Source organism: Bacillus sp. TH17, from assembly GCF_016651125.1.
GTDB lineage: Bacteria > Bacillota > Bacilli > Bacillales > Bacillaceae_G > Bacillus_A > Bacillus_A mycoides.
The window spans coordinates 4734075-4747110 of the sequence record NZ_JAEKEN010000001.1 but is presented as its reverse complement, the minus strand read 5'-3'; the positions used below and the strand labels follow the sequence as shown (position 1 = coordinate 4747110).

12 protein-coding genes and 1 pseudogene are annotated in these 13036 nt (G+C 37.5%); 8 read left to right on the top strand and 5 right to left on the bottom strand.

The genetic code is table 11. The annotated features are described in order from the left end of the window. Window positions 1-26: 26 nt before the first annotated feature. Window positions 27-2078: a transglycosylase domain-containing protein gene (locus tag JFT95_RS24415; RefSeq protein ID WP_201053455.1), complete on the bottom strand. Its 2052-nt coding sequence runs from the start codon at window positions 2076-2078 to the stop codon at window positions 27-29. A gap of 100 nt (window positions 2079-2178) precedes the next feature. Then, entirely contained in the window at window positions 2179-2904 is a 726-nt protein-coding gene (locus JFT95_RS24410) for a glycerophosphodiester phosphodiesterase (RefSeq protein ID WP_201053454.1), read from the bottom strand. Between the two features lie 150 nt (window positions 2905-3054). Between JFT95_RS24410 and JFT95_RS24405 the strand changes: the two genes are divergently transcribed. The 4 genes from JFT95_RS24405 to speB all read left to right on the top strand — a co-directional run bounded on the left by JFT95_RS24405 (window position 3055) and on the right by speB (window position 6736). Further along, complete coding sequence (locus JFT95_RS24405) at window positions 3055-3462, top strand: MerR family transcriptional regulator (protein WP_002016353.1); 408 nt, start codon at window positions 3055-3057, stop codon at window positions 3460-3462. A gap of 5 nt (window positions 3463-3467) precedes the next feature. After that, complete coding sequence (locus JFT95_RS24400; protein WP_002016352.1) at window positions 3468-4631, top strand: MFS transporter; 1164 nt, start codon at window positions 3468-3470, stop codon at window positions 4629-4631. A gap of 186 nt (window positions 4632-4817) precedes the next feature. After that, on the top strand, window positions 4818-5645 hold the full coding sequence (speE, locus tag JFT95_RS24395) for a polyamine aminopropyltransferase (RefSeq protein WP_201053453.1): 828 nt from the start codon (window positions 4818-4820) through the stop codon (window positions 5643-5645). Between the two features lie 218 nt (window positions 5646-5863). Then, the gene (speB, locus tag JFT95_RS24390) at window positions 5864-6736 is read left to right on the top strand and encodes an agmatinase (protein ID WP_002016350.1); all 873 of its coding nucleotides are present in this window, start codon (window positions 5864-5866) and stop codon (window positions 6734-6736) included. 274 nt (window positions 6737-7010) lie between these two features. On the opposite strand, the gene JFT95_RS24385 is transcribed toward speB, so the two are convergent. Next, window positions 7011-8048, bottom strand: a complete 1038-nt coding sequence (locus JFT95_RS24385) for a PTS sugar transporter subunit IIC (RefSeq protein ID WP_002016349.1) — start codon at window positions 8046-8048, stop codon at window positions 7011-7013. Between the two features lie 234 nt (window positions 8049-8282). On the opposite strand from JFT95_RS24385, the gene JFT95_RS24380 reads away from it, so the two are divergent. Further along, entirely contained in the window at window positions 8283-8645 is a 363-nt protein-coding gene (locus tag JFT95_RS24380) for a YxeA family protein (RefSeq protein WP_201053452.1), read from the top strand. Window positions 8646-8670: 25 nt separating this feature from the next. Here the strand turns inward: JFT95_RS24380 and JFT95_RS24375 are convergent, their stop codons facing one another. Beyond that, window positions 8671-9711 carry a S66 family peptidase gene (locus tag JFT95_RS24375; protein ID WP_201053451.1) on the bottom strand — a complete coding sequence of 347 codons (1041 nt, stop codon included), beginning with the start codon at window positions 9709-9711 and terminating at the stop codon, window positions 8671-8673. Between the two features lie 148 nt (window positions 9712-9859). Between JFT95_RS24375 and JFT95_RS24370 the strand changes: the two genes are divergently transcribed. The 3 genes and pseudogenes from JFT95_RS24370 to JFT95_RS24355 form a co-directional block, all read left to right on the top strand. After that, entirely contained in the window at window positions 9860-10297 is a 438-nt protein-coding gene (locus tag JFT95_RS24370; RefSeq protein ID WP_002089794.1) for a YwiB family protein, read from the top strand. Further along, window positions 10297-11967, top strand: a complete 1671-nt coding sequence (gene argS, locus JFT95_RS24365) for an arginine--tRNA ligase (protein WP_002138988.1) — start codon at window positions 10297-10299, stop codon at window positions 11965-11967. Before JFT95_RS24370 ends, argS begins: the two co-directional genes overlap by 1 nt. Window positions 11968-12357: 390 nt before the next feature. Further along, a pseudogene (locus JFT95_RS24355) lies at window positions 12358-12516 on the top strand (anti-sigma factor); the annotation flags it as partial. 26 nt (window positions 12517-12542) lie between these two features. Here JFT95_RS24355 and JFT95_RS24350 read toward each other — a convergent pair. Beyond that, entirely contained in the window at window positions 12543-12917 is a 375-nt protein-coding gene (locus JFT95_RS24350) for a hypothetical protein (protein ID WP_201053450.1), read from the bottom strand. Window positions 12918-13036 lie beyond the last annotated feature (119 nt).

Sequence of the window (13036 nt, the reverse complement as noted above, 5' to 3'; positions counted from 1 at the left end):
CTGACGGATTTCCGTCAGCTATTTTTTTACCACGGGAGATATTTTTTCCACCAACCCGTCTTTTTCTTCTCTTCACTAACCTTTTCGAACTCTTCCTTATCATCAACGTGATCCATACAATACTCTGTTGGCTCTGTACCTTTTGCGAAATACATTTTCACAGAAATGGGACAATTTTTTGTAGCAATCTTACCGTTTTCAGGATTAACATCGACTGCAACAACATCTGCTGGTTGTTTGAACTCTTGTTTAGGCTGTCCATCTAATCCTTTTTCCATTGTATCGGTCCATATTTTTTTTGCGTATCCTTGTTCTGCTACGTTTGAAATGGATTTAGGTTGATCGTATCCAATCCAAACCCCTGTTACAAGTTGTGGGGTAAATCCAATCATCCAACTATCAGTTTCTGTAGAACCAGACTTTCCAGCATATGTTCTTGATAGTTTTGATAACATCGATTGACCGGTCACAGCGGCATAACTGCTTAGTTTTTTATTAAACATACCTGCCATCATTTCTTCCATCACAAAGGCTTTGCTTTTATCTAGAACTTGTTTACTTTCTAAATGAGCATCGTATAGCATATTTCCTTCATGATCAACGATGCGCCTTATAAAGATTGGTTTTACTTCTTTCCCGCCGTTTGCAAACATGCTATAAGCATTGACCATTTCAATTGGTTTTACAGGAGATGTGCCGAGAGCAAGAGACGGAACATCTTTTAATGCGCTAGTAATACCGAATTGCTTCGCTGTTTTTGTAAGAATGTCTTCGCCTAAAAATAGATTTGTCTTCACAGCATATACGTTATCAGAAACAGCGAGTGCTTGTGCCATTGTCACAAAGTCGTCTGCATAATAGTTTTTATAATTTTTCGGTTTATATTTGGAAACACCGTCACCTAAAGTGAATACAGTGTATTCGCTTTTTAAGCGCGTAGCAGGGGTGAATCCTCGTTCTAAGGCTGCGTAATATAGGAATGGCTTAAATGTAGAGCCGGGCTGACGAGTGGCTTGTGTAGCTCTGTTAAATTGACTCGTATTATAATCAGTTCCACCAACAAGGGCAGCCACTTCACCCGTTTTTGGATTCATAGAGACGAGGGCAGTTTGGATGTTTGTTGTTTCAGGTATATGATTTTTTACAGCTTGCTCTGCTACAGATTGTAATTTAGGGTCTAGCGTTGTATAAATACGTAAGCCGCCTCGCTGTAAGGCTTGCTCATCTAATCCGATATCACGAAGAAGAGAAGCTTGTACAGCATCTTGGAAATAAGGCGCGACCTCTGCCACTTTTTTCGTATCTAATGAGGCGAAAGTTAGCGGTTCCTTTTTTGCCGAGGCAGCTTGCTGTTTTGTAATATAACCTTGTTCTACCATTTCATCTAGTATGAGAGATTGACGCCCTTTAGCACGCTCCTCTTTTAAAAAGGGAGAGTAAAAGCTAGGTCCTTTCGGAATGCCTGCGAGCATACTAGCTTCTGCTAATGTTAATTCTTTTGCAGTTTTATCGAAATACAGGCGAGAAGCAGCTTCGATTCCGTAAGCACCATGCCCGTAATAAATTGTATTTAAATATCCTTCTAAAATATGATTTTTATTATAGTTCACTTCAAGGCGAACGGTATACATTGCCTCTAATAGTTTACGCTTCCACGTTTTATCATGATCTAAGTATAGGTTACGAGCATACTGTTGTGTAATAGTACTAGCACCTTGTACTTTTGCCATTGCTTTTAAATCGGCAACAATGGCACCAACAATGCGCTTTATATCAAATCCATGATGTTTGTAGAATCGTTGATCTTCAATAGATAGTGTTGCCTTTTTTACATAAGGAGAAATTTCATCAAGAGATACATTATAGCGCTTTTGTGTTTCATTACTTTGTCCTATAACAGTGTCATCATTAGCGTAAAAGACACTCGTTTGCGGCACTGCAACAGGGGGAGGCCCCATAATTTTTGCAGCTATAATGATAATAAAAAAGGAAAAAACGAAAAAAAGAACACAAGAAAACATTACGGTGAAGAAAAGACGTTTATATTTTTTAAGTTTTGGATTCATAGTTTGATCCATCTTTTTCAGCCCCTCATTAATACAAGCATTATTGTATTAGTATTGAGGGTTTTCGTTTATTTTAAACAATGAAATTTTGAAAACAAAAAAGCCCCTTCAATTAAGAAAGGAGCTCAAAGGCACGTGCTGGCCAATCGGTAATGATGACATCTACACCATAGTCAATCATAGTTTGTAAATCTTTATATTCATTAATGGTGTAAGGACGAAAAACGTATCCTTGCCCCTGTGCTAATTGGACAAACTCTTTCGTTAATAATTGAAAGTTTGGATGTAATCCAGTTGCCCCATGTTTTTTTGCTTCAGCAATAGGATCTGCAAGTGGTGTATCGTACAAAATCGCTCTTGGAATTTCTGGAGCAATTTCTGCTAATAATGAAACGGAATCGTGGTTAAATGATGAAAATGCAATTTGATTGGATAGATGATATTCACGAACAAGAGCAACAACTTTTTCTTCAATATTTGGATAATGAAGAACATCTGTTTTTAATTCAATGTTAAGTTGTAAATTTGTTGTAGAGAGCCAAATAAATACTTCTCGTAATGTTGGGATTTTCGCCTCATGGAAAGAAGGATCTTTATGGCTACCAGCATCTAAAGCTTGTAATTCCTCTACAGTTTTCTCAGAAACAAGTCCCACGCCATTTGTTGTGCGGTCCACCGTTTCATCATGAACAACAACTAGTTCACCATCTTTTGATAGATGAACATCAAGTTCAATTCCGTGAGCACTAATGCGTTCAGCCTCTTGGAAGGCAATCATCGTATTTTCTGGGTGTGTTCCTTTTACCCCGCGGTGAGCGAAAATAAGTGGTTTATTCATGTGAAAATCTCCTTATCATCTCTTTTCTTTCATTATGAAACTGCTTTGAGAAAAATACAATTCATATGACAAACATTTACAAAAGTATAACAGTTGCACAAAAGTTAACGTTAACGTAAAATGTAATAATCGGTGAAGGGAGGAATACACATGTATAAAATTGATGAAGTAACAAAGCAAGTTGGTTTAACAAAGCGTACACTTCGTTATTATGAGGAAATTGGTTTAATTCATCCCCCAGAACGCAGTGAAGGGAACATTCGCCTGTATACAGACGAGGACATTGCGAGAATTAAAAGGATTGTGGAAGCGAAAGAAGTACTAGGAATTACGCTTCAAGAAATGCAACATTTCTTATCGTTAAAAGAAAGAATGGAACAAAGAAGAAATAGTGAGAATCCGCGTGACCGTGAAGTGATTCAAGAAATTAAAGAGATGCTTGAAAAACAAGTGCAAACGTTAGACGAAAAAATGGAGCAAATGCAGCGTGTTAAGGCAGAGCTAGAGGATAGTTTAAGCCGTGCAGTTACATTTTTAGAGAATACAAAAGGAGAGTAATCAAAATGGAGAGCAAACAAAAATTAGGGAGATTGATTACAGTGGTGGCTACCTTTCTTGCCTTTTCAGGTATAGGAGTAGTCGACCCAATTTTACCAAGTATTGCTGAACAAATTGGTGCTTCGCATTGGCAAGTCGAGATGTTATTTACAGCTTATATTCTAACGATGGCAATTATGATGTTACCAGCTGGAATATTTGCATCAAGATTTGGTGATAAACGAATGATGACGATCGGTCTTGCGATTGTAACTGTATTTGCATTTATATGTGGTATATCGCAAACGATTGCTCAATTATCTCTTTTCCGCGCGGGGTGGGGATTAGGAAATGCGATGTTCTTCGCAACGGCGATGACATTATTAATTGCATTAAGTAAAGAAGTTCATGAAGCAGTAGGATTATATGAAGCAGCTATCGGTTTAGGGATGGCAGGTGGCCCATTGTTAGGTGGTATATTAGGTGGACATTCTTGGCGTTACCCATTTTTTGCGACGAGTATTTTAATTTCTTTAGCATTTATTTTAGTTTTCTTTTTTGTAAAAGAACCGGAGCGAAAAGTGAAGCGTAAAGCAGCAGGCGTAGGTGAATTACTTAACCTGGTGAAGTATAAACCGTTTATGCAAGGTGCCATTTCGGGGATGTTATATTACTACGGATTTTTCGTCGTGTTAGCATATTCACCACTTATTATGCATTTATCTGCTATTCAATTAGGATTTGTATTTTGCGGATGGGGATTAGCATTAGCTTACGGATCAGCAATTTTAGCGCATAAGCTAGAAGGTAAATATGAACCAAAAACATTGTTAAAAGGTAGTTTACTTGTATTTGCGATTTTCTTAATTGCACTATTCTTCGTTAAAATCATGTGGTTACAAATCGTGTTAATCGTTCTATCAGGATTAGCATCAGGCTTAAATAACGCGTTATTTACTAGTTATGTAATGGATATTTCACCTTATGAAAGATCTGTTACATCAGGTGTTTATAACTTCGTTCGTTGGTTAGGAGGCGCGATTGCTCCAATTTTATCAGGGGTCATCGGTCATACAGTTTCACCACAAAGTCCGTTTTTAGTCGGTGGAATTGTTGTGTTAGTTGGTTGCGTAATGATCTTAATTCCGATTCGTAAACCGGTAGAAATAGAGACAAAAACCCTTTCTTAAGAAAGGGTTTTCTTTCCTATTACAGAGCAATCCCTTTTCACATATATGTTAGAACCCTCTGACTAAAATATATTTTCGGTATTTTTGTACTTTTAACTATACTTTTTGGATGTTTTGTTTTATTTTTGTTAGGGGACATTAATGATGTCCCTATTATAAATTTGCATTGAAAGGCGTGATTGTACGATGGAACTATGGTTCACTGAAAAACAAACAAAGCATTTTGGAATTACGGCGCGTATTAACCGCACATTACATACGGAGCAAACAGAATTCCAAAAACTTGATATGGTTGAAACGGAAGAGTTCGGAAACATGCTTATTTTAGATGGCATGGTTATGACAACAGAAAAGGACGAGTTCGTTTATCATGAAATGGTAGCGCACGTACCTTTATTTACACATCCAAACCCTGAAAACGTATTAGTAGTAGGTGGTGGCGATGGTGGTGTTATTCGTGAAGTATTAAAACACCCAAGTGTAAAGAAAGCAACTCTTGTTGAAATTGATGGAAAAGTAATTGAGTACTCTAAACAATACTTACCATTAATTGCAGGCGCATTAGATGATGAGCGTGTAGAAGTAAAAGTAGGAGACGGTTTCCTACACATCGCAGAAAGCGAAAATGAATATGACGTAATTATGGTAGATTCTACTGAGCCAGTAGGCCCAGCAGTAAACCTATTTACAAAAGGCTTCTACGCTGGAATTTCTAAAGCGTTAAAAGAAGATGGTATTTTCGTTGCTCAAACGGACAACCCTTGGTTTACACCAGAACTAATTACAACTGTGTTTAAAGACGTAAAAGAGATTTTCCAAATTACTCGTCTATACACAGCGAACATTCCGACGTATCCAAGTGGACTTTGGACGTTCACAATCGGATCTAAAAAACATGATCCATTAGAAGTAAGTGAAGAGCGTTTCCATGAAATCGAAACGAAATATTACACAAAAGAATTACACAATGCAGCATTCGCATTACCGAAATTTGTTGGCGATTTAATTAAGTAAGAGCGTTAAATTGAAATAAATAAAGTGTAAGTAACTCATTTAAGGTGTTTGTCTAGAAGGCTTGAACATGCTAGTTACTTACACTGCTACAAATGAAGTAGTCTTCTTGTGATAACAAGAAGGCCCAGGTAAATCGAGAAAGAGGAGCAATGCGCTCCAAATTTGAGAAATAGTGAAAGGTTGGGATACCTTAAGTTCCACATAAGGAGGAAAAGAATATGCGTTTTGATGAAGCTTATTCAGGTAAAGTATTTATTAAAAGTCATCCAAGTTTTGAAGAGTCAGAGGCAGTTATTTACGGGATGCCTATGGATTGGACAGTAAGTTTCCGTCCAGGATCTCGCTTTGGCCCTGCACGTATTCGTGAAGTATCAATCGGTCTTGAAGAATATAGTCCGTATTTAGATCGTGAACTAGAAGAGGTAAAATATTTTGATGCGGGTGATATCCCATTACCATTTGGGAATCCACAGCGCAGCATAGACATGATTGAAGAATATGTAACAAAACTATTAGATGCCGGTAAGTTTCCACTAGGTCTCGGCGGAGAGCACTTAGTGTCTTGGCCAATTTTTAAGGCAATGGCAAAAAAATATCCGGATTTAGCAATCATCCATATGGATGCTCATACTGACTTACGTGAGTCATATGAGGGAGAGCCTTTATCCCACTCTACACCAATTCGTAAAGTGTGCGATTTAATTGGTCCGGAAAACGTATATTCTTTCGGTATTCGTTCTGGAATGAAGGAAGAATTCGAATGGGCAAAAGAAGTAGGTATGAACTTATATAAATTTGACGTATTAGAACCGTTAAAGGAAGTATTACCGAAACTTGCAGGACGCCCAGTCTATGTCACAATTGACATCGACGTATTAGACCCAGCTCACGCTCCTGGAACAGGAACATTAGAAGCTGGAGGTATCACATCTAAAGAACTATTAGAGTCCATCGTAGCAATTGCAAATTCAAATATAAAAGTAGTCGGAGCAGACTTAGTAGAAGTAGCTCCAGTCTACGATCATAGTGATCAAACACCAATCGCAGCAAGCAAATTCGTGCGGGAAATGCTGCTCGGTTGGGTTAAATAAAAGCGTAGGCAGCTCGCTCAGAATCGCAGGTCATTGGAACGCTCGACCGAGAAGCGAAGCCACCGATCATTCTAGCCGCTGTAGCTGGATAAAGTAAAAGTGAAGCCGACTCAAAAAGTGTTTTGAGCCGGCTTCTTTTATTAATAGGTAGGTTATTATTGTCTTATTTAGTATTTAAGTCGATATATGCGGAGTTGTGTTCAATATAATTTCACTTACCGTCAAGCGACATAAAAAAGAGCTATTCTCAAACGATGAGAATAGCTCCCTTTCTTTACGCAACTTTCTCTTCCGAAGTAATTCCGCGAATTTCATCAGCAGAACGGATTGGATATTTGCGGAACACAATGGAACCGACGTATCCAACAATAGTGGTAACGATTCCACATAATACGGCAGCAATCGTTACTTTTATTACATCATTAAATCCGAACAGTACGAGAAGTCCTGGAATTGGTGATGCTGTCCCTGGTGCATTATTAACGAGCTGGAATAGCGACGTAATAATACCGGCAAGCGCACCGCCAACAAAGTTTGTCATATAGATAGGAATTGGATTTGCTGAGACAACATCGGCCTGTGTTAACGGCTCGATTGCCACGGCGATTGTATCTTTCTTTGAACAGATTTTTAGTCGTTTAAAGAAAATGAAGTTCATTGGGGCAGAAGCTGCTACCGCAAGACTACCAATTGCCATTGGTAAACCAGTTAATCCAAGCATTGCAGTTAGTGCCATAGAACTTAATGGAGATGTAGAAATAACTGTTATTAATCCACCAAGCATAATACCCATAATGATAGGACTTTCTGTAGTCGCAACTGAAATCATAGAACCGATTTTACCGAGTGTTGCGTTAACGAGTGGATCCATAAGCATGGCCATTCCACGTGAAATTGGTGCGGCAATACATAGAATTGCTAAAAATTCTACACCAGCTGGTAATTTCTTTTCGAGAAATTTCACGACGAAAGCACAAACGTATCCAGCGAAAAATCCTGGTAAAATACCGAATCCACTAGTAGCTATACCGATTAAAACAGCGTATACGGGTGAGACACCGATTGCTAATGCGACTAAAATTGCCGCTGCGACACCGCTCATGCTACCAGAAGCTACTCCTACTGATTGTAAAAAGTCATTATGAAACATTTCTCCACCAATATAACGGTGAAATGCTTCAATAAGAAAACTTGCGATTGCTGCATTAGCTAAAGCGCCCATTGCTTTCATTCCGTAAGGCGCACGGTAACTGAAAAGTGTAAATAGACAAAGTACAACAAGTAATAGTGCTAAACCTTGCAAGATAGCCATTTGAAAATTGTCTCCTTTGATTTTTGTAATAAAAATTTGTATCATTCAATAATAATATAAAAGTTTGTTAAACGGAAAAATTTTTTATTGGGAAATTGCTGTAAGGTGAAAAACTCTTACAATAATGTAAGGAAAGTGTAAGGCATTTCGATAGAGTATAGTATGCTTTTTTTCGTATAATACAGGTATAGACATACGGCTAGTGAGAAAGCAGTGCAAACAGGAGGCGCATTTATGAAATTGGTAATTAAAGTTTTAGCTGTGTTCGCCATTATTTTAGGTGGAACAGCATATTATTTAAACACGAAAACAGAAGGTATGCATGCTTTTGTAGACAACTTCTTTTCAAATAAAGAAATACAAGATTATTATGCTGTTATAGATAAAAGTGAGAAAAAAGAAGATGAATATTTGTATACATTTAAAGGGTATACAGAAGATGGAAAGCTACAAGTTATTAAAAGAATGGTGAACCGTGAATTGCATACGGGTGCTTTTATAAAAATTTATGCAAAAGGTATGCAGGGAAAAGGATGGGCTGAAATCTCGAAAGAATCAATCCCGCAAAAAGCGTTGCAAAAAATAGAAAAACCATAAAAGGAGCGAATCGTTCGCTCCTTTTTTAGTGCGTTAAAATGGTGATAGCTGAACTTTCTTTATTAGAAATGATTTTTGCCCTTCCGCCAATTGGGAAAGTGAAGATTGGAGTTGTATGTCCGAAACTGGCATTCGCAATAATAGGGATATGAGCAAGTTCAGGCTTTGAAGCAATCATTTCTTGAATGTCCTCTATCATACATTCTGCTCCTTTTTGCATTCGTCCTATAACAATGCCTTTTACATGTTCAAAGTCAGGTTGCTGCATAAGAGAATGTAAATATCGATCAAAAGTTTTTAGGGTAGATTTTCCTGTTAAACTATCCTCTTCAAGAAATAAAATTTTGCCCTGTAAGCTTGGCATATATGGTGTACCTTGCAGTAAATTAAATGTGCTCATATTGCCACCAATAATATCTCCCATCGCTTCCCCTTTTTGAATTGAAACATATCCTTCATTTTTAATAAATTCTCGATTTTCTTGATCCATATACCAAGAGTCATCGCTCCAAGTTTCAGCTGGTAGTATTTCAATAGGTTCATGAGAAGTTAAGCACTTTAAAAAGTAATCGGTCGTATAATCGAGCCCTTTCTCCATTCCAAATGAAGAGAAGTGAGGACCTGAATATGTAACTAAGCCTGTTTTAGCATAAATCGCGTTACTTAAAGCGGTAATATCAGAATAACCGCAGAAAATTTTCGGATTTTCTCGAATTAAATCATAATTGAGATGTTTCAATAAACCATTAGAGTTGTATCCGCCAAGTGTCGTCAAAATAGTTTTTACATTAGGATCTCTAAATGCTTCGTGGAGGTCTTGAACTCGTGAAGAAATAGAAGAGGAAGCGAATCGATCTATCTCATCAGCATATTTTGAGAATGTAACTTGAAAGCCTATGTCGGTTAATCTTTTTATAGCAAGGTCTCTGTTTTCATTTGAGACAATACTTAAACTACAAGATGGTGAAATAACCCTTATTTCATCACCTTTTTTTAATTTTGTTGGTAGCACCAAATTCACCCCTCGAAATGAAAGAATATTTAGATTTAAAAAATATTTTAACATATGAAATAAAGTGAAGGTGAATTATTTTTTGAAAAGGAGTTTTCCTGATTTTTCAGCAGACAGACAGAGTCTTTTTTTGATATGATAGGAAAAGTGATTTATTATAAGTAGTATTTAATATCTATAACATTTGAAGGGTGTGCAAGACGTGAAGAAACAACTTGCAGGCTTGCCGGTACACGTTCATTTCGTAACAGAAATCCGTGAAGGGGCGAGGAAGGAAACCGTTGCTTTTGAAGCAAATGGTCAATACTATGTAAAAGGTCAAGGTACATATATAACATTCCAAGAGCCGAACGAACAAGGCGAAGTGAAAACAATTATTAAAATTCAAGATGAACAAGTTCTCATTATGCGTTCAGGTGCTATTTCTATGCGTCAGACGCATGTGAAAGGTGAATGGACAACTGGTACGTATACGAGTGAACTTGGTACGTTTGCATTGCAAACGAAAACTGATAACGTTCTTTTTAAATGGTCGGATGAAAAGAAAAAAGGACAACTCTTCTTAACGTACGCATTGCTTCTAAGTGAACAAGAAGCTGGCAGATATACAATTACACTTAATTTGAAGGAGGCAAAATAATGAATTCTTTAGAACAAGTAAAAGGATTGATTAAAGAAGAAATTCAAGCTGCTGTATTAAAGGCAGAAATAGCGACAGAAGAACAAATTCCAAACGTTGTATTAGAATCTCCAAAAGATAAAACAAATGGTGACTTCTCTACAAATATGGCAATGCAACTTGCACGCGTTGCGAAAAAAGCACCTCGTATGATTGCAGAAGAATTAGTTGCAAACTTCGATAAAGCAAAAGCTTCTATTGAAAAAATTGAAATCGCTGGTCCTGGTTTCATTAACTTCTACATGGATAATAGCTACTTAACAGACTTAATCCCAACAATCGTCAACGCTGGTGAAGCATACGGTGAAACGAATACTGGTAAAGGTGAAAAAGTACAAATTGAGTTCGTATCTGCGAATCCAACAGGCGATCTTCACTTAGGACATGCACGTGGTGCGGCAGTAGGTGACACTTTATGTAACGTATTAGCAAAAGCAGGATATGATGTATCTCGTGAGTACTACATTAATGATGCTGGTAACCAAATTCATAACTTAGCTCTTTCTGTTGAAGCTCGTTACATGCAAGCTTTAGGTTTAGAGAAAGAAATGCCAGAAGACGGTTACCATGGTGCGGACATCATTGGAATCGGTAAACGCTTAGCTGAAGAGTTTGGCGATCGTTATGCAAAAGCTGATGCAGAAGAAAGCTATGAATTCTATCGTTCATACGGTTTAAAATATGAGTTAGCAAAACTTCAAAAAGACTTAGCAAGCTTCCGTGTTAACTTCGATGTGTGGTTCTCAGAAACATCATTATACAAAAACGGAAAAATTGATCAGGCTCTTGCTGTATTAAAAGAACGTGACGAAATCTTTGAAGAAGGCGGAGCAACTTGGTTCCGTTCAATGACTTACGGTGACGATAAAAACCGTGTATTAATTAAAAATGACGGTTCTTACACATACTTAACGCCAGATATCGCTTATCATCGTGATAAATTAGAGCGTGGTTTCGATAAGCTAATCAACATTTGGGGTGCTGACCACCACGGTTACATTCCTCGTATGAAAGCCGCTATTCAAGCACTAGGTTACGATAAAGAAACACTTGAAGTAGAAATCATCCAAATGGTACAACTGTACCAAAATGGTGAAAAAATGAAAATGAGTAAGCGTACAGGTAAAGCAGTTACACTTCGTGAGCTTATGGAAGAAGTAGGCGTGGACGCAATGCGATACTTCTTCGCAATGCGTAGCGGTGATTCTCATTTAGACTTCGATATGGACTTAGCTGTATCAAAATCTAATGAAAACCCAGTATACTATGCACAATATGCACATGCTCGTGTATGCAGTATCCTTCGTCAAGGTGAAGAGTTAGGATTAGCTACAGGCGGAGACGTGAATTACAAACTTGTTACTTCTGAGAAAGAAGTAGAGTTACTGAAAAAACTTGGTGAATTCCCAGCTGTAGTTGCGGATGCAGCGCAAAAGCGTCTGCCACACCGCATTACAAGCTATGCATTTGAATTAGCAGCAGCATTACACAGCTTCTACAATGCAGAAAAAGTATTAAACCAAGATAACTTAGAATTAAGTAAAGCTCGTTACGAATTAATGAAAGCAGTACGCACGACACTTCAAAATGCATTAGCAATCGTAGGAGTATCTGCACCAGAAAAAATGTAATTAAGAAGAGCGGAAGCGGCTCGTTTAGAATAGGAGGTGGATGGAGCTCCTGACAGAGAGGCGTACTTTGCCTCGGAGGAAGGCGCGAAGCCACCGAGTATTCTAGCCGCTGGAGCTGGACATAAAGAAGAGCGGAAGCGGCTGTTTAGTCCCAAAGGCTAAGGTTCTTAGACGGAAGGGATTAGGAGGCAGAGCTCGCTTTAAATAAAAGGCAATCACACGATGTTGTGATTGCCTTTTTGTATGGAGATAATAAAAAAATTATCAAACAAAAGGAGAATTTGCGTCTTCTTATATAAATGACAGGGGGGTTAAGATGGAAGAAAAGGTAGAAGAATTAATTGATATATATAAGCAAATATATTCCCTATGCTATAAATTAGCGAAAACGAAAGACAAGGGGAAGGGATAAAAGAGTTGAAGGAGATCTGTGAATCGAAAAAAGGTGTTTTTACAGTTACATTAAAAGCAAATGAAAAGTATGTGTTTAATATAAGTGGTGTAATGGTGAAAGATGGATTTGTAAAAGTAAATTGGAAAGAGAAATAAAAGAGGCCCTGTAAAGGACCTCTTTTCTATTGAATAGTATAAGTAACAGAAAAGCTAACAGGACTATAGTAAACGTAAGGTGCATGAAATTGAACGTACATGTTTCCATCTGTTTTTGCAGTGAAAATTCGGCCGTAACCATCAGAATAACGCCCAATAAGGTTATGATTTGAGTCATAAACACTGTAACTAGGAGTTTTGCTGTTAGGTTGAATTGTTAGCTCTTGTCCCTTTTGAAGGAAAATAGGTTCTTTTTCAGAACTAGCTCCAGTTTGCAAAGAATAAAATTTTGTAAAGCTTTGTTCTTGAGCGGCAGCAGCGACTTTTGTTTCAGGAATAAACGCGGTAGCGCCAGTAATTCCTGTTAAAGTTAATGCGCCGGCTAAAATCATATTTTTCATAGTAGAAAAGCCTCCTTATTAGTTGTAATCATTTTTGTTACAGTTAATATTGTATACGATAATGAATAGGAAAAAATATGCTTTTATGCATATATATTTTTTCTCAATAAAAGACCACT

Excerpts from the sequence above, each read along its gene's own strand:
- JFT95_RS24350 (WP_201053450.1), bottom strand. The coding sequence starts at position 12,917 with ATGAAAAATATGATTTTAGCCGGCGCATTAACTTTAACAGGAATTACT.
- JFT95_RS24375 (WP_201053451.1), bottom strand. The coding sequence starts at position 9,711 with ATGTTAAAATATTTTTTAAATCTAAATATTCTTTCATTTCGAGGGGTG.
- JFT95_RS24410 (WP_201053454.1), bottom strand. The coding sequence starts at position 2,904 with ATGAATAAACCACTTATTTTCGCTCACCGCGGGGTAAAAGGAACACAC.
- JFT95_RS24385 (WP_002016349.1), bottom strand. The coding sequence starts at position 8,048 with ATGGCTATCTTGCAAGGTTTAGCACTATTACTTGTTGTACTTTGTCTA.
- speE (WP_201053453.1), top strand. The coding sequence starts at position 4,818 with ATGGAACTATGGTTCACTGAAAAACAAACAAAGCATTTTGGAATTACG.
- JFT95_RS24405 (WP_002016353.1), top strand. The coding sequence starts at position 3,055 with ATGTATAAAATTGATGAAGTAACAAAGCAAGTTGGTTTAACAAAGCGT.
- JFT95_RS24400 (WP_002016352.1), top strand. The coding sequence starts at position 3,468 with ATGGAGAGCAAACAAAAATTAGGGAGATTGATTACAGTGGTGGCTACC.
- JFT95_RS24415 (WP_201053455.1), bottom strand. The coding sequence starts at position 2,078 with ATGGATCAAACTATGAATCCAAAACTTAAAAAATATAAACGTCTTTTC.
- speB (WP_002016350.1), top strand. The coding sequence starts at position 5,864 with ATGCGTTTTGATGAAGCTTATTCAGGTAAAGTATTTATTAAAAGTCAT.
- argS (WP_002138988.1), top strand. The coding sequence starts at position 10,297 with ATGAATTCTTTAGAACAAGTAAAAGGATTGATTAAAGAAGAAATTCAA.
- JFT95_RS24380 (WP_201053452.1), top strand. The coding sequence starts at position 8,283 with ATGAAATTGGTAATTAAAGTTTTAGCTGTGTTCGCCATTATTTTAGGT.